This window comes from Bradyrhizobium sp. 2S1, assembly GCF_011516625.5.
GTDB lineage: Bacteria > Pseudomonadota > Alphaproteobacteria > Rhizobiales > Xanthobacteraceae > Bradyrhizobium > Bradyrhizobium septentrionale.
Map to the genome: position 1 here is coordinate 2,539,833 of NZ_CP147717.1, position 24,894 is coordinate 2,564,726.

Annotated in this window: 21 protein-coding genes; 11 read left to right on the top strand and 10 right to left on the bottom strand. The window is 65.0% G+C overall.

Going from position 1 to position 24,894, the window contains the following annotated elements:
* Positions 1-31 precede the first annotated feature (31 nt).
* Positions 32-607 (bottom strand): DUF2244 domain-containing protein, encoded by a 576-nt coding sequence (locus HAP54_RS11985; protein WP_175619415.1) that lies wholly within the window; start codon positions 605-607, stop codon positions 32-34.
* Positions 608-629: 22 nt separating this feature from the next.
* On the opposite strand from HAP54_RS11985, the gene nth reads away from it, so the two are divergent.
* The 6 genes from nth (at position 630) to HAP54_RS12015 (ending at position 7,495) form a co-directional block, all read left to right on the top strand.
* Positions 630-1,436 carry an endonuclease III gene (gene nth / locus HAP54_RS11990; RefSeq protein ID WP_175619416.1) on the top strand — a complete coding sequence of 269 codons (807 nt, stop codon included), beginning with the start codon at positions 630-632 and terminating at the stop codon, positions 1,434-1,436.
* A gap of 155 nt (positions 1,437-1,591) precedes the next feature.
* Positions 1,592-2,629 carry an HlyD family secretion protein gene (locus HAP54_RS11995; RefSeq protein WP_224741941.1) on the top strand — a complete coding sequence of 346 codons (1,038 nt, stop codon included), beginning with the start codon at positions 1,592-1,594 and terminating at the stop codon, positions 2,627-2,629.
* Positions 2,616-4,244, top strand: a complete 1,629-nt coding sequence (locus HAP54_RS12000; protein ID WP_166300211.1) for an MFS transporter — start codon at positions 2,616-2,618, stop codon at positions 4,242-4,244. The genes HAP54_RS11995 and HAP54_RS12000 overlap by 14 nt, the downstream gene beginning before the upstream one ends.
* A gap of 193 nt (positions 4,245-4,437) precedes the next feature.
* Positions 4,438-5,421 (top strand): type III polyketide synthase, encoded by a 984-nt coding sequence (locus HAP54_RS12005; protein WP_224741293.1) that lies wholly within the window; start codon positions 4,438-4,440, stop codon positions 5,419-5,421.
* Positions 5,418-5,930: an isoprenylcysteine carboxyl methyltransferase family protein gene (locus tag HAP54_RS12010; protein ID WP_166300213.1), complete on the top strand. Its 513-nt coding sequence runs from the start codon at positions 5,418-5,420 to the stop codon at positions 5,928-5,930. The genes HAP54_RS12005 and HAP54_RS12010 overlap by 4 nt, the downstream gene beginning before the upstream one ends.
* Positions 5,927-7,495 (top strand): DHA2 family efflux MFS transporter permease subunit, encoded by a 1,569-nt coding sequence (locus HAP54_RS12015; RefSeq protein ID WP_414646192.1) that lies wholly within the window; start codon positions 5,927-5,929, stop codon positions 7,493-7,495. The genes HAP54_RS12010 and HAP54_RS12015 overlap by 4 nt, the downstream gene beginning before the upstream one ends.
* On the opposite strand, the gene HAP54_RS12020 is transcribed toward HAP54_RS12015, so the two are convergent.
* The 3 genes from HAP54_RS12020 to HAP54_RS12030 form a co-directional block, all read right to left on the bottom strand.
* Positions 7,492-8,244, bottom strand: a complete 753-nt coding sequence (locus tag HAP54_RS12020; protein ID WP_166300215.1) for a sulfate transporter family protein — start codon at positions 8,242-8,244, stop codon at positions 7,492-7,494. The two genes, HAP54_RS12015 and HAP54_RS12020, sit on opposite strands and share 4 nt — an antisense overlap.
* A gap of 79 nt (positions 8,245-8,323) precedes the next feature.
* A complete protein-coding gene (locus HAP54_RS12025) occupies positions 8,324-9,736 on the bottom strand; it encodes an MFS transporter (RefSeq protein WP_166300217.1) in 1,413 nt (470 codons plus the stop codon).
* Between the two features lie 208 nt (positions 9,737-9,944).
* Positions 9,945-10,868 carry a LysR family transcriptional regulator gene (locus tag HAP54_RS12030; RefSeq protein WP_166300219.1) on the bottom strand — a complete coding sequence of 308 codons (924 nt, stop codon included), beginning with the start codon at positions 10,866-10,868 and terminating at the stop codon, positions 9,945-9,947.
* Between the two features lie 171 nt (positions 10,869-11,039).
* On the opposite strand from HAP54_RS12030, the gene HAP54_RS12035 reads away from it, so the two are divergent.
* Together HAP54_RS12035 and HAP54_RS12040 are read left to right on the top strand one after the other, a co-directional pair.
* Positions 11,040-12,209, top strand: a complete 1,170-nt coding sequence (locus HAP54_RS12035) for a CaiB/BaiF CoA transferase family protein (protein ID WP_166300221.1) — start codon at positions 11,040-11,042, stop codon at positions 12,207-12,209.
* A gap of 7 nt (positions 12,210-12,216) precedes the next feature.
* Positions 12,217-13,164 (top strand): hydroxymethylglutaryl-CoA lyase, encoded by a 948-nt coding sequence (locus HAP54_RS12040; RefSeq protein WP_166300223.1) that lies wholly within the window; start codon positions 12,217-12,219, stop codon positions 13,162-13,164.
* A gap of 103 nt (positions 13,165-13,267) precedes the next feature.
* Here HAP54_RS12040 and nikR read toward each other — a convergent pair whose 3' ends face one another.
* Positions 13,268-13,705, bottom strand: a complete 438-nt coding sequence (gene nikR / locus HAP54_RS12045) for a nickel-responsive transcriptional regulator NikR (protein ID WP_166300225.1) — start codon at positions 13,703-13,705, stop codon at positions 13,268-13,270.
* A 162-nt stretch (positions 13,706-13,867) separates the two neighbouring features.
* Here nikR and HAP54_RS12050 point away from each other — a divergent pair.
* Both HAP54_RS12050 and HAP54_RS12055 read left to right on the top strand, forming a co-directional pair.
* Positions 13,868-14,814, top strand: a protein-coding gene (locus HAP54_RS12050; protein WP_166300311.1) for an IS630 family transposase whose coding sequence is annotated in 2 segments (ribosomal slippage) — positions 13,868-14,207 and positions 14,207-14,814 — 948 coding nt in all. Because the reading frame shifts where the segments join, the coding sequence is not laid out codon by codon here.
* A 146-nt stretch (positions 14,815-14,960) separates the two neighbouring features.
* Positions 14,961-17,105, top strand: coding sequence for a TonB-dependent receptor (locus HAP54_RS12055; RefSeq protein WP_224741292.1), 2,145 nt, complete (start codon positions 14,961-14,963; stop codon positions 17,103-17,105).
* A 4-nt stretch (positions 17,106-17,109) separates the two neighbouring features.
* Here HAP54_RS12055 and HAP54_RS12060 read toward each other — a convergent pair whose 3' ends face one another.
* Complete coding sequence (locus HAP54_RS12060) at positions 17,110-17,991, bottom strand: YiiX/YebB-like N1pC/P60 family cysteine hydrolase (protein ID WP_224741291.1); 882 nt, start codon at positions 17,989-17,991, stop codon at positions 17,110-17,112.
* 198 nt (positions 17,992-18,189) lie between these two features.
* Here HAP54_RS12060 and HAP54_RS12065 point away from each other — a divergent pair, with 198 nt between their 5' ends.
* Positions 18,190-19,602 carry a flavin monoamine oxidase family protein gene (locus HAP54_RS12065; protein ID WP_166300229.1) on the top strand — a complete coding sequence of 471 codons (1,413 nt, stop codon included), beginning with the start codon at positions 18,190-18,192 and terminating at the stop codon, positions 19,600-19,602.
* 473 nt (positions 19,603-20,075) lie between these two features.
* Here the strand turns inward: HAP54_RS12065 and HAP54_RS12070 are convergent, their stop codons facing one another.
* The 4 genes from HAP54_RS12070 to HAP54_RS12085 all read right to left on the bottom strand — a co-directional run bounded on the left by HAP54_RS12070 (position 20,076) and on the right by HAP54_RS12085 (position 24,882).
* Positions 20,076-21,017 carry an MBL fold metallo-hydrolase gene (locus tag HAP54_RS12070; protein ID WP_166300231.1) on the bottom strand — a complete coding sequence of 314 codons (942 nt, stop codon included), beginning with the start codon at positions 21,015-21,017 and terminating at the stop codon, positions 20,076-20,078.
* Between the two features lie 32 nt (positions 21,018-21,049).
* Positions 21,050-21,826, bottom strand: coding sequence for a sulfite exporter TauE/SafE family protein (locus HAP54_RS12075; protein ID WP_166300233.1), 777 nt, complete (start codon positions 21,824-21,826; stop codon positions 21,050-21,052).
* Positions 21,827-22,042: 216 nt separating this feature from the next.
* Entirely contained in the window at positions 22,043-24,451 is a 2,409-nt protein-coding gene (gene pheT / locus HAP54_RS12080; protein WP_166300235.1) for a phenylalanine--tRNA ligase subunit beta, read from the bottom strand.
* Positions 24,448-24,882: an endonuclease domain-containing protein gene (locus HAP54_RS12085; RefSeq protein ID WP_166300237.1), complete on the bottom strand. Its 435-nt coding sequence runs from the start codon at positions 24,880-24,882 to the stop codon at positions 24,448-24,450. The genes pheT and HAP54_RS12085 overlap by 4 nt, the downstream gene beginning before the upstream one ends.
* Positions 24,883-24,894: the final 12 nt, after the last annotated feature.

Here is a 24,894-nt window from a genome sequence, read left to right on the forward strand (position 1 = left end):
AATCAAACCACCCGATTTCTGACAAGCTTACTCAAGCGATGGGGTTGTAGGTCGGGCCGCGTTTCGCGGTGTTCAGCGCAGCCGTCAAGGCTTTGGAAATGCTGGCCTTTTCGTCGGGGGCGAGGAAGCTGCCGATGCTGATCCGGCGGCCCCGGGACACCAGATAAAGCCGCTCGATGCCGAATTCTTCGTGCGAGATCTGCTCGAACCGCACCCAGAGCGGATTGAGCACCCATTCCGCCACATGGCCGCGGTGACTGATCCTGCGGACCCGCAGTTCCGACGGCGTCACCGTGATCTCCTCGCTGGCTCTGGCGGTGCGGAAATTGACCTTGAACGCCCAGTAGATCACCAGCACGTCGAGCCCGAAGAAGCCGAAGATCGGCCAGGCGCCCAGCCACCAGAACACCACGCCGGCGATGAAGCTGACCACGGTGACGAACGACATCAGCACGATGAAGCCCGTGCGGTTCAGCGAGCGGTGCGGCGTCAGCAATGCCGAGAACAGCTTTGGCTCGGCCCCGGCGTCATCAGCCTCGAGGTCACCAGTCTCAACGTTACTGGCCCTGAGGGCGTCGCTCGGATCAAAGTCGTTGCCTGCGGTCATGACGTATCAGTATATCCCGTTCATGGCCAAAATCATCCGCTCTCAACGCGCCAGCTCATCAAGCGTTCGGTCCGCACCGAAGAAGGCCGCGAAAACGCCAAAGCCGCTGCCCAAACGTTCGGCAAAGACGGCGGCCAAGAAGGTCGCCAAGAAGGCCGCAACACCAAAGCCGTGGACGGCGGCGGAGGTCTACGAGGCCTTCGACCGGTTCCGCAAAGCCAATCCCGAGCCGAAGGGCGAGCTCGAGCATCTCAACCCCTACACGCTGCTGGTTGCGGTGGTGCTGTCGGCGCAGGCGACCGACGCCGGCGTCAACAAGGCGACACGGGCGCTGTTTGCGATCGCCGACACGCCGGAGAAGATGCTTGCGCTCGGCGAGGACAAAGTACGCGAGTACATCAAGACCATCGGGCTCTATCGCAACAAGGCGAAGAACGTCATCGCGCTTTCTGAGAAGTTGATCGCCGAATTCGGCGGCGAGGTGCCGCGCACGCGCGCCGAGATCGAGTCATTGCCCGGTGCCGGTCGCAAGACCGCGAATGTGGTGCTCAACATGGCATTCGGCGAACACACGATGGCGGTCGACACCCATGTGTTTCGCGTCGGCAACCGCACCGGGCTCGCGCCCGGCAAGACGCCGCTTGAGGTCGAGCTCGGACTCGAGAAGGTGATCCCGACGGAGTTCATGCTGCACGCCCATCACTGGTTGATCCTGCATGGCCGCTATACCTGCCTCGCGCGCGGGCCGCGTTGCGAAGTATGTCTGATCAATGATCTTTGCCGGTGGCCGGAAAAGACCGTCGGAGCCATGATCGTCATCATGTGCTAACCGGTTGTCTCGCGTTCCGGCGTAACTGAGGAGAGTGTGGCGTGACAGAGCAGGTTCAGGGCGGTCCGTCACAAGCCAGCCAGACCGCGCCCGCACCGGTACCGGCGCCAGCCAAGCCGCAGCCTGCGGCGAACGGTTTCTAGGGCCGCTTCGCCATTCCGCTGTTTGCGGTGCTCGCCGCGCTCACCTTCGTCGCGGTGGCGACCACGCGCTGGGATGCGTGGGTCGGCAGCGCCACGATCCAGACCACCGATGATGCCTATGTGCGGGCCGAGCTGACCCAGCTCTCCAGCCGCGTGTCCGGCGAAGTCCTGACCGTCGCTATCTCCGATTTCCAGCGCGTCAAGGCCGGCGATCTCCTGGTGCAGATCGATCCCGCGGACTACCAGGCCCAGGTCGCGCAGGCCGAGGCCGGTGTGGTCGGCGCGCAGGCCGCGCTCGACAACCTCAACAATCAGGTCGAGCTGCAGTATGCGACCATCGCGCAGGCCGAGGCTTCGCGACTGTCCGCGGAAGCGCAGCAGACGCTGGCTCGCCAGGAGGAAGAGCGTCAGCAGTCGCTGTCGCAAACCGATGCCGGCACGCGGCAACGGCTCGAGCAAGCAACCGCATCTTACGCCAAGGCAGAGGCCGATGTTCAGGCCAGCCGCGCGGTGATCGCTGCGCAGCGCCATCAGCTCGAGGTCCTGCAGGGCACCAAGAAGCAGCGCGCCGCCGATCTTGACGCCGCCAAGGCCCTGCTCGCATCGGCCAAGCTCAAGCTCGGCTACACGAAGATCATAGCGCCGTTCGACGGCGTCACCGGCGAGCGCCAGGTGCAGCCGGGCGACTATGTCAACATCGGCACCAATCTGATCAATGTCGTGCCGCTGCCGAACGTCTACGTGATCGCCAACTACAAGGAAACCCAGCTGACCAACGTCAGATCGGGCCAGCCGGTCGAGGTCACCGTGGATACTTTCTCCGGCGAGAGGCTGCGCGGCGTGGTCGAGCGGATCGCGCCGGCGAGCGGATCGCAATTCGCGCTGCTGCCGCCCGACAATGCCACCGGCAATTTCACCAAGGTGGTGCAGCGCATCCCGGTGCGCATCCAGTTCGAGAAGAACCAGCCATTGCTCGAGCGCCTGCTGCCGGGCATGTCGGTCGTGACGCGGATCAACACCGGCGGGGCGGCCGGCAATGGCGGAAAGTGACGACCGCGGTCATGGTCCGGTCTCGCGCGGCGACGTCGCGCGCTATCCGCTGTTCGCCGTGGTCGCGGTGCTGCTCGGCGCGTTCCTGGCGAACTTCGACAGCCGCCTGACCACGGTCGGGTTGCCCGACCTGCGCGGCGCGTTCTCGCTCAGCTTCGACGAGGGTGCCTGGCTCTCGACCGCCGCGATCGGCTCGCAGATCTTCGTCGCACCCGCGGTGGCCTGGCTCGCCACCGCGTTCGGGCTGCGCCGCGTGCTCGGGATCCCGAGCCTGATGTACGCCGTGGTCTCGCTGACCATTCCGTTCGTGCGCGACTATACGACGTTGATCGCGCTCAGCGTCGCGCACGGCATGTTGCTCGGCACCTTCGTGCCGGCGACGCTGATGATCATCCTGCGCAATCTGCCGATCCGCTGGTGGCTGCCGGCGATTGCGATGTATTCGATCCGGGTCGGCTTCGCGCTGGACTCGTCGAGTTCGCTTGTCGGCTATTATGTCGAGCACCTCGGCTGGCAATGGCTGTATTGGCAGGGCGTGGTGGTCGCGCCGCTGATGGGCCTGATGGTCTATCTCGGCACGCCGAACGAGCCCGTCAATCGCGACCTGCTTCGCAATGCCGATTGGGGCGGCATGCTGTTGCTCGGCGCCGGGGTGTCGATGGTCTATGCCGGGCTCGATCAGGGCAACCGGCTGGACTGGCTGTCGTCGGGCACGGTGATGGCGCTCCTGATCTGCGGCGGATTGTTGATCATTGGCTTCATGATCAACGAGACGCTAGTGCGCCAGCCCTGGGCGCATTTCAACGTGCTGTTCTCGCGCAATATCGGGCTCTCGCTGATCGTCATCCTGCTGTACACGCTGACCAGCCTGTCGAATTCGTCGCTGGTGCCCAACTTCCTCAGCGCCGTCAGTGCGCTGCGGCCGGAGCAATCCGGCGTGCTGCTGTTCACCTACGGCGCGCTGCCGATGTTCGTGCTGGTGCCGGTCTCGATCCTGCTGCTCCGCCACCTCGATCCGCGCGTCGTCGTGGTGCTCGGCTTCTCGGCGTTCGCGGCCGCCAATCTTTGGGGCACCCAGCTGAGCCATGTCTGGGCGCGGGAGGATTTTGTCGGCATCGTGCTGTTGCTGTCGGTCGGGCAGGCGCTCACGCTGCTGCCGATCATCATGATGGCGCTGTCGAACTCCGATCCGTCACGGGCGACGGCGTTCGCGGCCTATATCCAGATCTGCCGGCTCGGCGGCGCCGAGATCGGCATCGCGCTGATGGGGACCTGGCTGCGGGTTCGCGAGCAAATCCACTCGAACTATCTCGGGCAATACGTCCAGAGTGGCGATGCCGACGTCGCGCACCGGCTGCAGCGGTTGACGGAGGGATTTTCCGGCCACGGCATCGGGGCGGCGACCGGGCGCGCCGTCGGTACGCTCGCGGCGCTGGTGCAGCGCGAGGCCAACACGCTCGCCTATATTGACGGCTTCTGGCTCTGCTTCTGGCTCGCGATGCTGGCGCTGTTCCTGGTCGCCCTGATCAAGCGCGCACCGCCTGGCCCGCTGTCGCCGGTGCCGTTTGGCTCCGTGAAGAACGTGATGCGCAAGTTCGGCGCAGCGGCTTCCTGATCGAGCCTGTGCGCTGTGATTTGCGCGAGGCGGCACTGATATCGCCGGCGGGTCAACTTATAGTGAATGCAGTGCTCTCACCTGTGTGGTGAGCGTCTGAAATATTTTGCTAATCGCGCGGTTCCACGCAGCGGGGGAACCGGAGCTACGATGAGCGACGGCGGTTCCACCGCATCGATTCCATCAGGGACAAGTGCTGCAGGCCGCGCGAAACCTCCTGGCCGACCGCTATCCCGAATTCGAGACGCTCTCCAGCCTGTTCGCCAACACCGGCATTCAGCGTCGCTATGGCGTGAAGCCGATCGAATGGTATCTCGAACGGCGCGGTTGGCCGGAGCGGACGCAAGCCTTTCTCGAGGGTGCGGAGGCGCTGTATGTCGACGTCGCCCGCAAGGCGATCACCCGCGCCGACCTGACCGGCAGCGACATCGATATCGTGGTCACGGTGTGTTCGACCGGCATCGCCACGCCGACGCTGGATGCGCGCGTCGCCGGCAAGCTCGGGCTGCGAACGGATGTGTCGCGCGTGCCGGTGTTCGGCCTCGGCTGCGCCGGCGGCGTGTCGGGCCTGTCGATCGCATCGAGGCTGGCGGAAGCGCGGCCGGGTGCCAACGTGCTGCTGGTCGCGCTCGAGCTCTGCACGCTCGCGGTCCGGCACGACGAACTCACCAAGGCGAACATCGTTGCCGCCAGCCTGTTCGGCGATGGCGCCGCCGCGATCGTGCTGCGCGCCGGGGACGGCGGGGCGACCCGGATCGAGGCGACCGGCGAAAAGCTGTGGCCTGATACGCTCGACATCATGGGCTGGACGGTCGATCCGGAAGGATTCGGCGTCGTCTTTCAGCGCACCATTCCGGATTTTGTTCGCGACAACCTTGGGCCGGCCGTTGCCGAAATTCTGGCGCGGATGCAGCTGACGGCCGACGATATCGACCGCTTCCTCTGCCATCCCGGCGGCACCAAGGTCATCGCCGCGCTGGAGCGGGCGCTGAAGCTCGATCAGGGCACGCTCGACCACGAACGCGACGTCATCGCCACGTGTGGGAACATGTCGGCCCCGACGGCTCTCTTTGTCCTCGAACGCGCCTGCGCCAAGGGATTGCCGCCCCGCTCGCTGCTCACGGCGCTCGGGCCCGGCTTCACGCTCAGCTGTGTTGCGCTCAGGCACGCGGCGTGAGTTTCGCTTCGATCATCCTTGCGCTGGTCACCTTGCAACGTCTCGGCGAGCTGGTGCTGGCGCGTCGCAACACGGCGCGGCTGCTGGCGCAAGGCGCGGTCGAGGTCGGCGCCAATCACTACCCGCTCATTGTGCTGGTGCACGCCGGCTGGCTGATCGCACTGTGGATCTGGGGCCGCGACCAGGATATCAATCTGGCCGCGCTCGCGGCCTTTCTACTGCTGCAAGGCCTCCGGCTGTGGGTGCTCGCCGCGCTCGGTCCGCGATGGACCACGCGGATCATCGTGCTGCCGGGCGCGCCGCTGGTCGCGTCCGGGCCTTACCGGATCTTCCCGCATCCAAACTATGCCGTCGTCGTCGGTGAAATCGCGCTGCTGCCACTCGCACTGCATCTGCTAGTGTTGGCGCTGATCTTCACCGTGCTCAATCTCGCGGTGCTTGCCATCCGGATTCGCGCCGAGAGCCGCGCGCTCTCCGTCGCCGGCTGGCCGCGCCCAGGCACGCCATGAGCGGCCGGGCGGAGCACTGCACCGACAGCCCATCGGCTGCGACCTGGGCCGGCTTTCTGCTGATGTGCCTCGGCATGTTCATGGCGATCCTCGACATCCAGGTCGTCGCGACCTCGTTGCCGACGATCCAGCGCGCGCTTGCGATCTCGCCGGCGGCGATGAGCTGGATCCAGACCGCCTATCTGATCACGGAGGTGATCGCTATCCCGCTGACCGGATTGTTCACGCATGCGCTGTCATTGCGATGGCTGTTCGTCATTGCCGTGAGCCTGTTCACCATCGCCTCCGTCGGCTGCGCCTTCAGCGGCGGCTTTGCCGTACTGCTGACATTTCGCGTGCTGCAGGGATTTTCCGGCGGCGTCCTGATTCCCGCGGTGTTCTCCGCTGTGTTCATGCTGTTCCCGGCGCGCCTTCATGCGGTGGCCACCACGATTGGCGGCGTCGTCGCGGTGCTTGCACCGACTGTTGGACCCGTCGTCGGCGGCTGGATCACGCAGACCTGGTCGTGGCCGTGGCTGTTCCTGATCAATGTGCTTCCGGGCGCGATTGCGGCCTCGGTTACATCCTTGCTGCTTCCGAAGCAGGGCCTGCATCTCCGCGCGTTCTCCAGGCTGGACGGGTGGTCGCTCGTCCTGCTCGCGGCCGCACTCGCAAGCTTCATGATTGGCCTGAAGGAAGCGCCGCAACGCGGCTGGCTCTCGATGCTTTGCGTGAGCTTGCTGATTGGAAGCATTGCCGGGATGGCGCTGCTGATCCGGCGCACGCTCCGCGCGGCGTATCCGATGGCACAATTGACCCTTTTCAGACGGCGTTCGTTCGCGGCCGGTTGCGCCCTGAGCTTCTGCCTCGGCATCGGCCTCTATGGCTCGACCTATCTGATGCCGGTGTTTCTCGGCTTCGTCCGCCGCCATGATGCCTTCGAGATCGGCAGCATCATGCTGGTCACGGGAGTCGCGCAGCTGATCGCAGCGCCGCTCGCGGCAATCCTCGAAAGCCGCATCGGCGCGCGGTTGTTGACCGGCGCGGGCTTCGCCTTGTTCGCGCTAGGTCTCGGCCTCAGCGCTTTTCAGCCCCGCACGGCGGATTTCGACGAGATGTTCTGGCCGCAGATCGTGCGTGGCGTCGCGATCATGTTCTGCCTGCTGCCGCCGACGCGCATTGCGTTGGGCGCGCTGCCGGAGGCGGAGGTTGCCGACGCCAGCGGACTGTTCAACCTGATGCGCAATCTGGGTGGCGCGATCGGGATCGCCCTGATCGACACCATCCTCTACGGGCGAAGCTGGATTTATGGCGAGGATTTCCGTGCCCGCCTGCTGGCCGGCGATGTCACCGCGGCGCAGGCGATCGGGCTCGATCCGAAGTTGTTGATCGACCGTCTGCCGGGGCCACCGGATGAAGCGACAATCGCGTTCATCCGGCCGTTGGTCGAGCGGGCATCGCTCGCGCTCACCGTCAACGAGGCATGGGCCATGCTCGCCGGCGTGGCGATCGTCGGGCTGCTGCTGGTGCCGTTGGCGCGCGATCGGACGCCCGCATCACTGCAGGTGCCTCCCGATGCGGCCTAGACCGAGGGCACGTTGCTTCGCCGCGCCGGCTCGATCACCTCGCGCCGGGGACCTGACAGCCGCTTGTACATGTGCACCATGAACGCCATGCCGAACAGCGGTGTCGCCAGATTGACGATCGGGATCGAGACGAAGGCCGCAATGAACAGGCCGGCGGTAAACACCGTTGCCGCGTTCTCCTTGCGCATCGCCTTGGCGTCATCAGGCGAGCGGAACCGCATCGCCGCGAGCTCGAAATATTCGCGACCCAACAGCCAGGCGGTCGCGATGAAGAAGATGATGAAGCCCGCGCCCGCGAACAGCACGAACGGCAGCGCGACCAGGTAGACCAAAATCGTCAGCAGCGCCGTCTTGACGCCCTCGATCGTGGCGATTGTGACCGGCAGTGCCGTGCCGGGATGGTCGGCCGGATAGTGCTCGCGCTCGACATGGTCGGCGACGTCGTCGACAAACAGGCTCGCCACCAGCGAGGTGATCGCGGGCATCAGGAAGATGCCGCCGAGCACGACGCCAAGGCCTGCCGAGATCGAGATGATCCAGGACAGCACGTGCAGCGTGGAATGGAAGTTGGGGCCGAGCATGCCTTCGGCCCAGACCTCGCCATAGTCGGCGAACCAGCTCAATAGCCGCTGCAGCCCGATCGCCAGCACGGTGATCAGCACCAGCGCAAGCCCGATCGAACGCCACAGGATCGTGCGCATCGGCGGCGACAGGATTTGCGAAAGCGCCTTGACGGCGGCGTCCAACATGACTGGGTTACCTCTGCAGATTGACGAGCGCAGAGGTAGACACCCAATATGGCTTCGGCAAGTGCCGTTTATGTCGCGATCAGGCGTCGAGCGGCTTGCCGCGGACGTTGGGTCCCCAGACACCGACAGCAACGATCACGATGAGCATCGCCGCGGTGATCAGGCCGAACACCCCGCTGACGCCGGCCTCCTTCAACATGAACGCCACGATGAAGCCGGAGAAGGTCGCGCTGAGCCGGCTCATCGAATAGACCAGCCCCGCGGCGCGGGCCCGGATCGCGGTCGGGAATACCTCGGTCTGATAGGCGTGGTAAGCGTAGGACAGCGTCATGTTGGCCCCGGTCACCAGCACGCCGCTTAAGATCAGCAGCACCGGCTCGGTGAGCTGCGCGAACGCAAGGCCGAACACCGAGATCGCGGCGGCCGCGCCGCAAATGATCCATTTGCGCTCGAAGCGGTCGGCGAAGGTTGCTGCCAGCAGCGGCGCGAGCGGATAGGCGAAGGCGATGATGAAGGAGTATTGCAGGCTCTTGGTGACGTTGATGCCCTTCTCGACCAGTAGTGCGGGAACCCAGTTGGAGAAGCCGTAGACGCCGAACGCCTGACAGAAATTGAAGATCATGAACAGCCCGACGAGCGAAGCGTAAGGCGGCCTGAACAGGTCGGCGTAGCCGGTCCTGACCGGCGCACGTGCCGGCACCATCGTGACCGTGAGGGCGGAGCGCGGCGCGACCGCACCTGATGAGGCCTCGAGCGTCCGCATGATCCTCTCGGCCTCGGCAACGCGGCCGTGGCGGGCCAGCCAGAGCGGGCTTTCCGGCACGTAGAGCCGCAGCACCCAGATCACCATGCTGGCGGCCGCGCCGATCAGCACCACCCAGCGCCAGCCGTCGATGCCATAAGGCGTGAGCGGCACCAGCCACCATGCAAGTGCTGCGACGATCGGGACCGCCGACAGCATCACCGCCTGGTTGATCGCAAAGGCCCGGCCGCGCATCCAGCTCGGCACCAGCTCGGTGATATAGGCGTCGATGGTGATGATCTCGATGCCGATCCCGATTCCGGCGATGAAGCGCCACAGCAAGAGGCCGCCAGGGGTGGTCTGGCACGCCATGATGATCGAGGCCGCGCTGTAGAACAACAGTGAATAGGTGAAGACGGCCTTGCGCCCGTAACGATCGGCGAGGAAGCCGAGGCAGAAGGTGCCGATGAAGAGGCCGGCGAAGGTCGCGGCGACGAAGGCGCCGATGCCGGAGAAGCCGAAGAAGGCCTGCGTCGTCGTGGTCATCAGCCCGCTGCGGGCGAGGCCCGGCGCGATGTAGCCGGTGAAGAACAGATCGTAGATCTCGAAGCAGCCGCCGAGCGAGAGCAGGATCACCAGCCGCCAGACATAGGCGGAGGTGGGCAACGCCTCGAGCCGCCGCGAAATCCCGTCGGGCCCGGCTGTCGTGTTGGCGAGATCGGCAACCGAGCCGAGTTCGACGGCGCTCATGATGGTCCTCCCCGTATGGTCCAGCGGCCGCCCTTCTTGTGAGGTCGTGCCGGTCACGCATGTTTGGCAGCCGGAAGCCAGAAATCCAGACGAACATATCGAAGGAATCGTTCGATATTTTCGATAGCGCTGTTTCCGACGCGCTTTCTTCACGCGAACCGGTGCCCACCCCGCATCAAGTGCGGGGCAGGCTCCGCTTGAAATCGCTTTAGATCAGCAGCGTGGCCTCCCACGCGCCACGCCCGACCTGTTCGGCGATAAGCGAGCGGATCAGCCGGCACATCTCCTCCATGACATAGGTCATCGGTCGGTTGCGCAGGCGGCACAGATAGAGCGTGCGGCTCAGTTTGGGTTCGATCACCTCGCGTGCGACCAGCGCGCCTGCCTGCAACGGCTCTCTCACGAAGTGCGTCGTCGCGATCGTGCAGCCGAGGCCCGCGGTCAAGGCGCCGATCATGCCGCTGGTCGAATTGAGATGCAGGATGGCGTTGGCCTCCAGCCGCTTCAGCGGCACGGGGTCGTCCAGCAGGGCGCGGGCCGACAGCCCGTGCCGGAGCAGGATCAGCGGCAGCTGGGCCACCTGCTCGAACGTGATCGGTCCCTTCTTGCCGATCAATTTCTCGGTGCCGACGCAGAACATCTGCTCCTCCAGCACCGGCTCGGCGATCAGATCCTTTTCCGGGGGCGGATTGTAGACCAGCGCCAGGTCGACCTCCGAGCTCATCAAATGCAGCAGTGTCGCGCCCGAGAGACTTTCGGTCAGCGCCAGCTTCAGGTTCGGATACTTCGTCAGCACCGTCCGCATCAACGGCACGCCGATCGCCTTCATCCCGGAATTGGCCATGCCGATCGAGATCTCACCGGCAATCGCGCTGCCGCCTTCCTTGATCTCGCGCTCGGCCGCCGCCATCGCGCGCAGGATGATGCGGGCGTGCTCATAGAGCCGCTCGCCCGCCGCGGTCGGTTCCATGCCGCGCGGCTTGCGCTCGAACAGCGGCGTGGCGAATTCCGCCTCGAGATTGGCGACGTGATGGCTCAGCGCCGATTGCGCGACATTGGCCTGATCCGCCGCCCGCGACAGGTTGCGCTGCTCGTAAACCGCGATGAAATAGCGAAGCTGGCGCGAATCCATGGGGGCTTAGCGTTCTAGAACCGCGAATACACTATTCGACAGATTATATTTTTCAGATAGCGTGCGGAAGCCTAACCTGCGCCGATAGCAAAGCGTTTTCGAGCGAAGTGGGTACCGGTTCGCGTGAAGAAAACGCGTCAGAACAAGAGCGCAACGAGCACGGAGAAACCGATGACCGGGAGCGGACTGCCGCTGGAAGGCGTGAGGGTCGTCGAGATGACCCACATGGTGATGGGCCCGACCTGCGGGATGATCCTGGCGCAACTCGGCGCCGAGGTGATCAAGGTCGAGCCTCCCGCCGGCGACAAGACCCGCTCGCTCGGCGGCATGGGCGTCTCGTTCTTCCCGCTGTTCAACCGCGGCAAGCGCAGCGTCGTGCTTGATTTCGCCAAGCCTGAGGACCGCGACACGATGCACCGGCTGCTCGCCGGCGCCGACGTGTTCCTGGAGAACTTTCGCGACGGCCAGCTCGACAAGCAGGGTCTTGGCGCCGAGGAGCTGCGCAAAAAATATCCGCATCTGATCATTGCCGGCCACAAGGGCTTTCTGTCGGGCCCTTACGATCATCGCCCGGCGCTCGACGAGGTCGTGCAGATGATGTCGGGGCTCGCGGCGATGACCGGCACAAGCGACAAGCCGCAGCGCGTCGGTTCCTCCGCCAACGACATCATGGGCGGCATGTTCGGGGTGATCTCGATCCTGGCCGCGCTCTACCAGAAGCGGGGCGGCAACAGGAACGGCGCCGATATTCGTATCGGCCTGTTCGAGAACTGCCTGTTCCTGGTCGCCCAGCACATGGTCGAGTACGAGATGACCGGGCGCAAGCCGCGCTCGATGCCGGAGCGCGAGCATGCCTGGCCGATCTACGACATCTTCGATGCCGCCGGCGGCGATCGCATCTTCATCGGGGTCGTCACCGAAGGCCATTGGCAGAGCTTCTGCCGCGAGTTTGGCCTGACGGAATTCGCCGACGATCCGACGCTGCGCAGCACTACGGACCGCATCATGGCGCGCGACCGGATCATTCCGCGTGTCGCCGAGGTAATCAAAGGCTGGAACGTGGCCGATCTGTCGGCGAGGCTCGACGGGCTCAATATCTGCTTCTCGCCGATCAATCGGCCCGAAGATTTGTTGCAGGACCCGCACGTGCTGCGGCCCGGCGGGCTCGTCAACAATTTGAACGCCGACGGCAAGCCGTTCCGCGTCCCCGCATTGCCGGTCGAATGGAACGGCAGCAATATCGGCGAAGGATTGAGAGTGCCGGTGCTTGGCGCCGATACCGACGCGGTGCGCGCCGAGCTGGCACAACAGAAGATTTCATCAACCGGAAACGCTGCGTGAGGCTGACATGACCCGCGTCCACGATATCTATCCCAACGACAAGGTAACCCTGCGCGAAGTCGGCCTGCGCGACGGCTTGCAACTCGTCAAGACGTTCCCGTCGACCGCGGCGAAGCAGCGCTGGGTGCGCGACGAATATGCCGCGGGCGTCCGGCATTTCGAGGTCGGCTCGTTTCTGCCGGCAAAAACCTTTCCGCAGTTTGTCGATGTCCGCGACGTCGTCACGACCATTGCCGCGCTGCCCGGCGCGCATGGCGTCGCGCTGGCGCTGAACGAGCGCGGCGTCAACGAGGCGCTGGCCTCCGGCGTCGCCGAGATCGCCTCCGTGGTGTCGGCGACCGAGGAGCACAGCCAGGCCAATGCCAACCGCTCGCGTGAAGCCGCGATCGAGAACGTCAAGCGGCTCTGCGAGCTGCGCGACGCCAGCGCGCACAAGCCCGTGGTCAATGCCGCGATCTCGATGGCGCTGGGCTGCTCGATCGTCGGTGCCGTCGATCCCAGGGAAGTGCTGCGCCTCACCGAGAAGCTGTACGAGGCCGGCGTCGACATGGTCGCAATTGCCGATACCGTCGGCTATGCCGGGCCGAAGCAGGTCGGCGAGCTGACGCGGGGCGCGGTGAAGATCGCCGGATCGAGGCCGGTCTGCGTCCACCTGCATGACACCCGCGGCATGGGCATCGCCAACGCTTCCGCCGCGCTCGACGAAGGCGCCCGCGTGCTCGACGGTTCGCTCGGCGGCCTCGGCGGCTGCCCGTTCGCGCCGGGCGCCACAGGCAATGTCGTGTTCGAGGATCTCGTCTTCCTCTGCGAGAGCAAGGGATTTCCGACCGGCATCGATCTCGACCGGCTGGTCGCGGTGCGCGCGATCCTCAAGTCCGAGATGCCGGGCGAAGCGCTCTATGGCGGCCTCGCCCGCGCCGGCCTCCCGGGCGGCACCAAGGCGAGGGCGGCGTAGCGAATTCGTTGGGTAGCCCGGATGAAGCGAAGCGAAATCCGGGACAGTCCATCCGCGGACGCAAGGCCCCGGATTGCGCTGGGCTCCATCCGGGCTACGAAGTTCAATCATGCCGATGCCCCCGCTTGCGCGGCTTCTTGTCCGCGGCGGTCGGGATCATCACGACGCGGCCGTAACGCACGCCGCGTTCGGCGATGACGTGGTCGGCAAGATGCCGGACCTCGCCGCTGGCGCCCTTCAGCGCCGTCACCTCCATGCAGCTGTCGTCGTCGAGATGGACATGCAGCGTCGCCAGCGACAGGTCGTGATGGCCGTGGAAATTCTGCACCAGCCGCTTCGACAGATCGCGTGCGGCGTGATCATAGACATAGACCAGCGCCGCGACGCATTGCCCTGACGGCGTCTCCTCCGCGCTCTGCTGCAGGCCGGCGCGCGCCAGGTCGCGGATGATCTCGGAGCGGTTCTGATAGCCGCGCGCCTCGGCGGCCGCGTCGATCTCCGCGAGCAGATCATCCTCGATGGTGATGGTGATGCGTTGCATGGACTATCCGTGTTGGCAGGCCGCCGCAGCGGTATGACATTTTTCTTGTAACGTCATACTGTGCTTGCTAGAGCATTTTCCGACCGGAATGAATCGGGTGGGGATTCCCAAAACGGCGCGAGTCAGATTCAAGCTGCATGCTGGCGAGGGAGGCCAGCATGTATGGCCAGGGCGCTTTCGGTTGATCTTCGTCAAAGGGTGATAGCCGCGATTGACGGTGGCATGTCCTGTCGACAGGCTGCTGAGCGCTTTGGTGTCAGCGCGGCCAGTGCGATCCGCTGGCGCGGTCGCCTCAAGGAAGTTGGCGACATCGTTCCTAAACGCCAGGGCGGTGACCGCAAATCGCAGCGCATCGAAGCGCATTCGCAATTGATTCTGGAGGCAGTGACAGCGAAGCCGGATATCACGCTCGCCGAGTTGCGAGAACTGTTGAAACGTCGTGGAATATCGACTGGCATCGCGTCGCTCTGGCGTTTTTTCCAGCGCAGAAAGATCACACTTAAAAAAAGACAGCGCACGCCGCCGAGCAACGGCGCGGCGATATAAATGCCGCGCGTGAGGAGTGGTTCGAAGGGCAAATCGATCTTGACCCTGAGCGTCTCGTCTTCATCGACGAAACCAGCGCCAACACCAAAATGGCGCGGCTTTACGGCCGCTCGCCACGCGGCGAGCGATGTCGTGCAGCTATCCCACACGGACATTGGAAGACGACGACATTCACCGCTGGATTGCGCTCCGACGGTCTGATCGCGCCGATTGTTCTGGACGGTCCAATGGATGGCGACGCTTTCCTGGCCTACGTCGAGCAATTGCTCGCCCCATCGCTGCGGCCGGGCGATACCGTTATCATGGACAACTTGCCCGCTCACAAGGTCCATGGCGTTCGAGAGGCCATCCGGGCGGTCGGAGCAAGCCTGCTCTATCTTCCGCCCTACAGTCCAGACTTCAACCCGATCGAAATGGCCTTCTCTAAACTGAAAGCCCTGTTGCGGGCCGCCGCAGCGCGCACCATGCCCGATCTCTGGCAAGCAATCGCCAACGCTCTCAAGCGCTTCTCACCCGAGGAATGCCAAAATTATCTCGTCGCGGCTGGTTACGACGCAACGTGATCGGAAAATGCTCTAGCGTCGCTTCGCCGGGTTGGTTGGAGCTGGTGCGGTCGTCGCGTGACTGTAGCAGGTATCATGCGGGGGCATGGGCGTTGCGTCGGACTGTATGGCGGATATTTCCCGCCGCCGCATCCATTGCAGCCTTTGTGCCCGCTGCCGTAGCGCAGACCGTCGGCGCGCCCGGCCAGTTGCCGCCGGTGACGGTGACGTCCCCCGATCAGGTGAAGCCCAAGCGTGCCAGGCCGGTTCAGCGTCCGCACCATGTCGCTGCCAGCGGCCGCAAGCCGGCCGCGCCGCAACCGAGCCAGGCCACGTCTACGACCAACGGAATCACCGGCGGCTCTGCGACGGTAGCTCCCAACCTGCAGCCGACCGCAGCCAGCGCGCGGCAGATCAGCGGCGACGAGGTGAATGCGCGGCCGGTCTCGCGCGTCGGCGAGGTCCTTGAGGCGGTGCCGGGCCTGATCGTCACCCAGCATTCCGGCGAAGGCAAAGCCAACCAGTATTTCTTGCGCGGCTTCAATCTCGATCACGGAACCGATCTTGCCATCACCGTCGACGGCATGCCGGTCAACATGCCGACCCACGGTCACGGCCAGGGCTATGCCGACATCAACTTCCTGATCCCGGAGCTGATCCAGTCGATGGATGTCCGCAAGGGCCCCTACTACGCCGACAAGGGCGATTTCGCCTCGGCCGGCGCCGTCGACATCAACTATCTCGACCGGTTGTCGAAGAACGTCGTCGAGCTGACCGCCGGCAGCTTCGGCTACCAGCGCGCGATGGCCGCGGGCTCGACCAAGGTCGGTGACGGCACGCTGCTCGCGGCCTTCGAGGCCAACAAATATAACGGCCCGTGGGCCGTGCCGGACGACATCCGCAAGCTGAACGGCGTGCTGCGCTACAGCCAGGGCACCGCGACCGACGGCTTCTCGCTGACCGCGATGGCCTATTCCAACGGCTGGAATTCGACCGACCAGGTGGCGCAGCGCGCGATCGACCAAGGCCTGATCGGCCGCTACGGCTCGCTCAATCCGACCGACGGCGGCACCTCGAGCCGCTTCAGCCTGTCGGGCAATTGGGCGCAGTCCAGCACGTACGGGCAGACCAAGGCCAACGCCTATGTGATCCGCTCCTCGTTGCAGCTCTACAACGACTTCACCTATTTTCTCGACGACCCCGTCAATGGCGACCAGTTCAGCCAGACTGATAAGCGCGCCGTCTATGGCTTCGATGCCAGCCACGCCGTCGATATCAGCGTCGCCGGCATCGACACCCAGACGCGGGTGGGCGTGCAGACCCGCTACGACGACATCAATGTCGACCTGTTCAAGACCGTGCAGCGCGAGGTCCTCTCCACCGTGCGCAACGACCAGGTGCAGGAGGGCAATGTCGGGCTGTGGGCCGATACGACCGCGCGCTGGACCGACTGGCTGCGCACCACGGTCGGCATCCGCGAGGATTATTTCGCCGGCCACGTGCTGAGCGACACGCCGCAGAATTCCGGCAACGCGCAAGCGGCGATGACGAGCCCGAAGGCCGGCATCGTGCTCGGTCCCTGGGCCAAGACCGAGTTCTACGGCAATGCCGGCTTCGGCCTGCACTCCAATGACATCAGGGGCGCGACGATTACCGTCGATCCCAACGACAAGGTCACGCCGCTCGATCGCGTGCCGCTGCTGGTACGCTCGAAGGGCGCCGAGTTCGGCATCCGCACCAAGGCGGTCGACGGCCTGACCTCGTCGCTTGCGGTGTTCGTGCTCGACTTCGATTCCGAATTGCTGTTCGTCGGCGATGCCGGCACCACCGAGCCGAGCCGGCCGAGCCGGCGGGGCGGCGTCGAGTGGACCAACCAATACAGGCTCTCGCCGTGGATGAATCTCGATTTCGACCTCGCCTATACCCGCGCGCGCTTCACGGATTATGATCCGGTGGGTAACTTCATTCCCGGCGCGCCGGCCTGGGTCGCCAGCGGCGGCGTCACCTTCGGCCGCGAGACCGGCTGGTTCGGCAGCCTGCGCGCCCGCTATTTCGGCCCGCGCCCGCTGATCGAGGATGACAGCGTCCGCTCGCTGTCATCGTTTATCGTCAACGCTCGCGCCGGCTACAAATTCGACAACGGGACGCGGCTGCAGCTCGACGTCCTCAATCTCTTCAACGCACAGACCAACCAGATCGAATATTACTATCTGTCGCGGCTGCCGGGCGAACCGATCGACGGCGTCGCCGACCGCCATGTCCATCCGGCCGAGCCGCTTGCCGTGAGGCTGACGCTGGCGGCGACGTTCTGAACGCTCACCCCGGCGTGAGCTCCGTGGTCATCACTTCCGCAGCCGGAAGCGTCGCCTCTTCGTCAATCGCTTCAGGAACAAGCGGCGGCGACTTAGATTCTGGAAACATACTGAATTCGCCCGCTACCTCCTGGAGCGGCTTCTGCTTGTCGGCCCAGTGCAGGGCCGTGTAGTCGAAACCGTGCACGATGGTGGGTTTGACGACTTCGAAATAGGGCGAGATGTCGAAGTCGCGCGGCATGTAGAGCGAGGAATCGCGGATATGCAGGATCTCGCGGCGCGCCTTTCGGCTGGCGGCGCGCGTGATCTTGGGCAGGATCGGATAGCGCACGGCGTCGAACGCCTGCGCGATCAGCGCCGAGCAGATGATCTTGGTCGGATCGCCGGAGCCGAACGCGATCATGCGGCGGCGCCAGCGCTGCGGGATCGGCAGCGGAAACAAGAAGCGCGCGAGATCGACGATGTTCTTGGTGTCGTAGCCGAAGCCGATCCGGTTGATCGCGTAGCGGCACACCGTGGTGCGGTCCTCGAATGACAGGCCGACCGGACGGCAGAGGCGGGTGTGATAGGACAGATATTTCGAAAGCGGCGCCGAGGTCACGCCCTCGCCGATATTGGCCTCGATCAGCACATGCTGTTCGCCGTCAGGCTCGAACGCACCGTCGATCGGTCCGACAAAGAGTGCGGCGTGCGACCAGGTTGATTGCGTGAGGTATTTGATGATGCCGGAAATCCGGTTGTTGCCTTCGACCAGCAGCACATCGCCGGGCTGCATGATGCTCCGCAGATGGTCCGGGTCGCTCGGCGTGAACGGTTCGTAACCGGGGACCTCCTTCTGCAGGTACCCCGCGATCCATTTACCGACGGTATCGAGCATTAAGCCCATGGATTCCCCCCAGCGGTTCTACGACCGCTTGTGTTGGCTTAATCATGGTCGCAAGCCGTTGCAATTTAGTTCATGCCATCAGCGGATCAATCATGATTGATTTACCATGATGGTTGCTGCGGTCGGTGAGATGCGGCACAGTTCGTGAAGCGTTCCCGTTTTCTGCAAGTCCCCGGAAACCATGCTCGAAGCTATGTCATGACAGTGACCCGTCGCGATTTCCTGTCGGCGTCCGCAGCTCTCGCGCTGGCGCCCGCGCTGGGCGGCCGGGTGCTTGCCGCGCCGCCGCCGCGCGAGGCCGACATCGTCGTGATCGGCGCGGGTGCCGCGGGCATTGCCGCGGCGCGGAGGATCGCCGCCGCCAACCGCAAGGTGATCGTGGTGGAGGCGTCCGGCCAGGTCGGCGGGCGCTGCCAGACCGATGCATCGACATTCGGCGTGCCGTTCGACCGTGGCGCGCGCTGGATGCACAATCCCGAGACCAATCCGATGATCCGGCTGGCGCGCTCGGCGGGCCTCGACATCGTCACGGCGCCCGCAGGTCAGAAGATTCGCATCGGCCGGCGCTACGCCCGCCCGGGCGAGACCGAGGAATTCCTGGCGGCGCTGGTCCGCGCCAACCGCGCCGTCGACGACGCGTCGCGCAAGGCCGATATTGCCTGCGCCGCGGCGATGCCGAAGGATCTCGGCGATTGGGCCGGCACCGCGGAATTCCTGCTCGGCGCCAATTTCAGCGGCAAGGATCTGAAGGACCTCTCCGCCGTCGACAAGGTGCGCGCGCAGGATCGCAACACCGCGATTGCTTGCCGGCAGGGGCTCGGCACGCTGATCGCCAAGCTTGCCGAGCAGCTGCCGATGGTGCTCTCGACGCCGGCGCAGCGCATCCTTTGGAGCAATCGCGACGTGATGGTCGAGACGCCCACAGGCAAGATCACCGCGCGCGCCGCCATCGTCACCGTCTCGAGCAATGTGCTTGCGAGCGGCAATATCAAGTTTGCGCCGGAGCTTCCGAAGCGTGCGCTCGATGCCGCAGCCAAGCTGAGCCTCGGCAGCTATGATCGCATCGCATTGCAGCTCCCCGGAAATCCGCTCGGACTGTCGCGCGATGACGTGATTATCGAGCAGAGCAATTCGACCAGGACGGCGCTGCTCTACGGCAATATCGCCGGCTCCTCGCTGTGCACGATCGACGTCGCTGGTACCTTCGGCCGCGATCTGTCGGCGCAGGGCGAGAAGGCAATGTCCGCGTTCGCGGTGGAATGGCTGACCAAGCTCTATGGCAGCGAGGTCGGCGCTGCGGTGAAGCAGATCAGCGCGACGCGCTGGAATGCATCGCCCTTCATCCTCGGCGCGATGTCGGCAGCAGTGCCCGGCGCACAGTTCTCCCGCAAGATCCTGACCGAGCCGATCGGCGCGATGTATCTCGCCGGCGAAGCCACCCATGAGACGCTGTGGGGCACCGTCGATGGCGCCTGGGACAGCGGCGAGCGCGCCGCCGATGCCGCGCTGCGCCGGATCGGCGCACTGAAGGATGCGGCGCCGGAGCCCGCAGCACCCGCCGCAAAACAAAAGCGTCGCGCGCCGCATCGCTCCGCCGGGCCGATGAATTGATGGTCGGGTGAGATTGGACATCGCGGGCTGCGGTGGGATTGGTTCTCGATTCAAGATGTCAAACACGCGGTGTCATCACCCGCGCATGCGGGTGATCCAGTATTCCAGAGGCGCCGGTGCTTGAATCGAGAGGCCGCGGCGTACTGGATCGCCCGGTCGAGCCGGGCTATGACGGGTGTGGGTGGTGACGCAACTTCACATCCTCGCGACATGATCTGCCCGAGTTTTGTCTTTCGTTTCGCCGCTCTTCGATCAGAGGGCGCAGGGAAAGCCGGGTGCCGATCGCACCCATGGGCCCCGTGCAAAGGTAGAAAGCACGGGGGTAGGACCACAGGCGTAACCGGAAACATCCCGGCTTTCCCTGCGCGATGGTTTTACGGCTTACTTCGTGCTCTCCCCGGCGAGACTGGGCTTTTTTGTCACCGTCCCCGCAAAAACGCATTCGCGTTTTGCGGGGAGACACCGGCCGCCCTTCACACCGGCAGCTTCAGCTCCATCAGATCCTTTGCCACCACGATCCGGCCCTTGAAATTCGTCTTCACGTCCCGCGTCCAGTCGTCGTCGGTGACGAGCGGATCGTCGCCGGGGACGAAGTGGCTCAGCACCAGCGTCGTGACGCCTGCGGCGGCCGCGACACGGCCCACGTCTTCGGTCGAGGTATGGCTGTCGAGCAGATGCTTCTTCAGCGTCGCGCCGTTTTTGGTCTTGGCGACCAGCCGATCGACCGCGGGGATGTAGAGGCATTCGTGCACCAGCACGTCGGCACCCCTGGCGAACTCGGCGAGCTTTGGATTGTAGGCGGTGTCGCTGGAGAACACGATGGTGCCGTCCGGGGTCTCGAACTTGTAGGCGAAATTGTCCGTGATCGGCGGATGCGGCGTGCGGAACGCGGTGACGGTGACATCTGATGTTTTCAGCACCACGCCGTCGTCGGTGATGTCCTTCGCGATCAGCAGTTTGCGCGGATCGGGCCGGCCTTCGTCCTCGATCCGGGTCTCGACGTCGAACTTGTTCAGCTCCCAATAGTCCTTGGTCATCGCCTCGATGCCCTTGGGGCCGAACGAATGGATCGGCGTCGAGAGGCCGGCCGCCCAGGCGTTGTAGAACAGATTGCCGTATTCGAGATTGTGATCGGAATGATGGTGGCTGATGAAGATGTACTTCACCGACGGGATCGGCACGCCGGCGCTGACCAGTTGACGGCTGACGCCCATGCCGCAATCAATCACGAACGGTGTGTCGTTGACGACGACGAGATTGGCCGGGTTGGAGGCGCCGATGCCGACGCGGGGGCCGCCCTTGGTGCCGAGGAACACGATGCGGGTGCGCGGCTTTGTGCCCTGCGCGCGCACCGGCGACGCGAGCATGGCAGCGCTGCCGAGCGCCAGTGTCAATGCGTTGCGGCGATCGATCATCGTTTCCTCCACGGTCTTTTCTGAATGCGACCCTAGCCGCCGCGCAAGATGCCATCAAGCGCGGGCAGGCCGACGATGACAGCGGCGGCGATCAGCGCGTAGCAGATGGCACGAAACACCTGCTCGCTCGCCTTGCCGAACAGCGAGGCGCCGAACCAGACGCCGACGCCGTAGACCGGGCCCACGATCAGCGAGAACTTGATCGACTCGATCGTGATCAGTCCGGTGAACCAGTAGCTGACCAGCGAGAAGAAATCCGAGGCGCCGAAGAACAGCACGATGTTGGCGCGCGAGATCATCGACGAGATCGGGCGGCCCAGCCAGTAGGCGACGATCGGCGGGCCGCCGGTCTGCGCAAGTCCGCTGCAAAAGCCCGAGAGGCCGCCGACGCCGACCGACAGCGCGGCGTGATCCTTGCCGTGGTAGCGCCAGCCCGACAGCAGCAGCGCGAGCAGTGCCGCGACGAAGCAGGAGATGATCCAGCGCGTGGTCACGGGCTCGAGCACCGTCAGGAAATAGGTGCCGATGGGAACGCCGACCAGCGCGCCGGCCACCATCACCGCGGTCGCCTTGCGGTCGGCGTGGGTCCAGGCGTTCGGCAGCAGCGGCGCCGCGGCGACGAAATCGATGATGAGCAGGAGTGCTGCCACCAACCGTGGTCCCGCGACGCTGCTTGCGAGCGGCATGAAGATCAGCGCCGAGCCAAACCCCGAGAAGCCGCGCGCCGTGCCCGACACGAACGCGATCGCGCAGATCGCGAGCGCGATGCTGGTCGAGATGTCGGAGGGGAGGAGGGTGAAGGGGGTCATGGGAGGGGTGGGCGATGAGCCTCGATCTGGTGTCCAACGGGCGCGCTGGTATGGTTCAAATCAGGACGGTATTCCGTCAAACCCGTCATCCTGAGGTGCGAGCGGAGCGAGCCTCGAAGGATGCACGGCCCCCCGCCGGTGGCCGTCGACCCTTCGAGACGGCCGCTACGCGGCCTCCTCAGGGTGACGGTGCCAATACAGCGCCTGCGACCGGCATCACGCCCGGAGCGTGCCGCCAGTCTTCTTCGTCACCTCGGCGACGACCTTGGCGGCGACGGCGTCGATTTCCTGGTCGGTCATGGTCTTCTCGCGCGGCTGGATCGTGACTGTGATCGCGATCGACTTCTTGTCGGGATCGATGCCCTTGCCTTCATAGACGTCGAACACGGTCACGGCCGTGATCAGCTTCTTGTCGACATTCTGCGCCGCACGGACGATGTCGCCCGCCTTGACGCTGCGGTCGACGATGAAGGCGAAGTCGCGCGACACCGGCTGGAATGCCGAGAGCTCCAGCACCGGCTTGGCGCGTGTTGCCCTCTGCTTGCCTTCCGGAATGCGCTCGAGGATCACCTCGAACACGATCATCGGACCATCGGCGCCGAGCGCCTCCGCCGTACGCGGATGCAGCTCGCCGAAAGTGCCGAGCACGTTCTGTGGGCCGATCTGGATGGTGCCGGAACGTCCCGGATGCAGCCAGGCGGGGCCGCCGGGGACGATCTGCAGCGCCTGCATCGGCGCGCCGGCGGCCGCCAGCACGGCGAAGGCATCGGCCTTGGCGTCCATCGCGTCCGCCGTCGCCGAGCCGGTCCAGGAACGGCCCGCTCCCTTCGTCGAGGCATAGCCATGGCGTACGCCGGAGGCGGCCACCAGCTGGTCTTCCGGCCGGTCTCCGCGGAACACCTGGCCGACCTCGAACAGCGCGACGTCGGGATAGCCGCGGTTGATATTGGCCTGAGCCGCCGCGACGAGGCCGGGCAGCAGGCTCGGCCGCATGTCGGAAAGATCGGCCGCGATCGGGTTGGCGAGCACGAGCTCGCTCTGGCCGCCGCCGAACAGCTTTGCCGCGTCATTGGTGATGAACGACCAGGTCACGGCCTCCACCATGCCGCGCGCGCCGAGCGCACGCTTGGCGCGGCGGGTGCGCAGCTGCATCGGCGTCAGCACCGGCTTGCGCGGCTCCTCGCCACGCTCGAACGGCGTCATCGGCACCTTGTCGACGCCGACGATGCGCACGATCTCCTCGACGATGTCGGCCTTGCCGTGCACATCGGTGCGCCAGGACGGAACCGCGACCTTCACCACGGGGCCGCTGCCGGCCAGCATGAAGCCGAGCCGGGTGAGGATCAGCTTCACCTCGACCAGCGGCACCTCGATGCCGGCAAGGCGTTTCACCTCGCTGAGCGGGAAGTCGATGACGCGGTCCTCGCCGAACTGCTTGCCGACCACGACGTTCTCGGACGGCGTGCCGCCGCACAGCTCCAGCACCAGTTTGGTCGCGAGCTCGAGCCCGGGCACCATGAAGGCCGGATCGACGCCGCGCTCGAAGCGATAGCGCGCATCCGAATTGATGCCGAGCTTGCGGCCGGTCTGCGCGATGTTGATCTCGTTCCACAGCGCCGATTCGATCAGCACGTCGGTGGTGTTGTCGTCGCAGCCGGAGGCCTCGCCGCCCATGATGCCGGCAAGCGATTCGACGCCGTGCTCGTCGGCGATCACGCAGACATTGCTGTCGAGCGTGTAGGTGCGGCCGTCGAGCGCGAGCAGCGTCTCGCCTTCTTTGGCGCGGCGGACGGTGAGGTTGCCCGTCACCTTTTTGGCGTCGAACACGTGCAGCGGGCGGGCGCGGTCGTAGGTCATGAAGTTGGTGATGTCGACCAGCGCGTTGATCGGGCGCAGGCCGATCGAGGTCAGCCGCTTCTGCAGCCATTCCGGCGACGGGCCGTTCTTCACCCCGCACACCAGCCGCAGCGCGAAGCCCGGGCACAGCGTGGCGTCTTCCACCTTCACCTGGACGGGGCAGGGGAATTCGCCCTTGATCTGCTTGATGCCCTGGTCCTTGAACTTGCCCATGTCGGCGGCGGAGAGATCGCGCGCGATGCCGTGCACGCCGGTGCAGTCCTGCCGGTTCGGCGTCAGGTTGATCTCGATGGTGGGATCGCCGAGCCCGGCCCAGTCCGCATAGCCCTTGCCGAGCGGTGCATCGGCCGGCAGCTCCATGATGCCGTCGTGATCCTCGGAGATCTGCAGTTCGGCCGCCGAGCACAGCATGCCGCGGCTCTCGACGCCTCTGATGGTGCCGACGCCGAGCGTGATGTTCTTGCCCGGGATGTAGGTGCCGGGGGCTGAGAACACGCTGATCAGCCCGGCACGCGCATTCGGCGCGCCGCACACCACCTGCACCGGCGCGCCGCCGTCGCCGGTGTCGACCATGCACACCCGCAGCCGGTCGGCATTCGGATGCTGCTCGGCCGAGATCACGCGCGCGACGGTGAACGGAGCGAGCGCCTTCGCCTTGTCCTCGATGTTCTCGACCTCGAGCCCGATCATGGTGAGCTTGTCGGCGAGCTTGTCGAGCGGCTCGTCGGTCTCGAGATGTTCCTTCAGCCAGGAGAGGGTGAACTTCATGACGATGATTTCTCTTGTCCCCTCTCCCGCTTGCGGGGGAGGGTTAGGGTGGGGGCTCTCTCCGCGATGGCAGCGGCAATTGTTTCAAGGACGCCTGCGCGATTCGTCATGACGTCGAGATTGCTGAAGCGAAGAACCTTGAAGCCTTTCGCTTCGATGACGGCCGAACGCGCGGCATCGGTGCGTTCGCCTTCGTTCGAAAAATGCTGGCCGCCATCGAGTTCGATTACCAGCGTTGCCGCGTGGCAGACGAAGTCGGCGATGTAGTTATCGATCGGCACCTGGCGGCGGAAGGTTGCGTCGTTCAGGCGATTGCCGCGGAGCTCCGACCAGAGAATTCGTTCCACGTCGGTCGAGTTGCGTCTGAGCGCGCGCGCGTTGGACCGAAGTCTATCGGACACCTTCCAATCGGGATGCTCAGGATCGACCATTGCCAGCCCCTT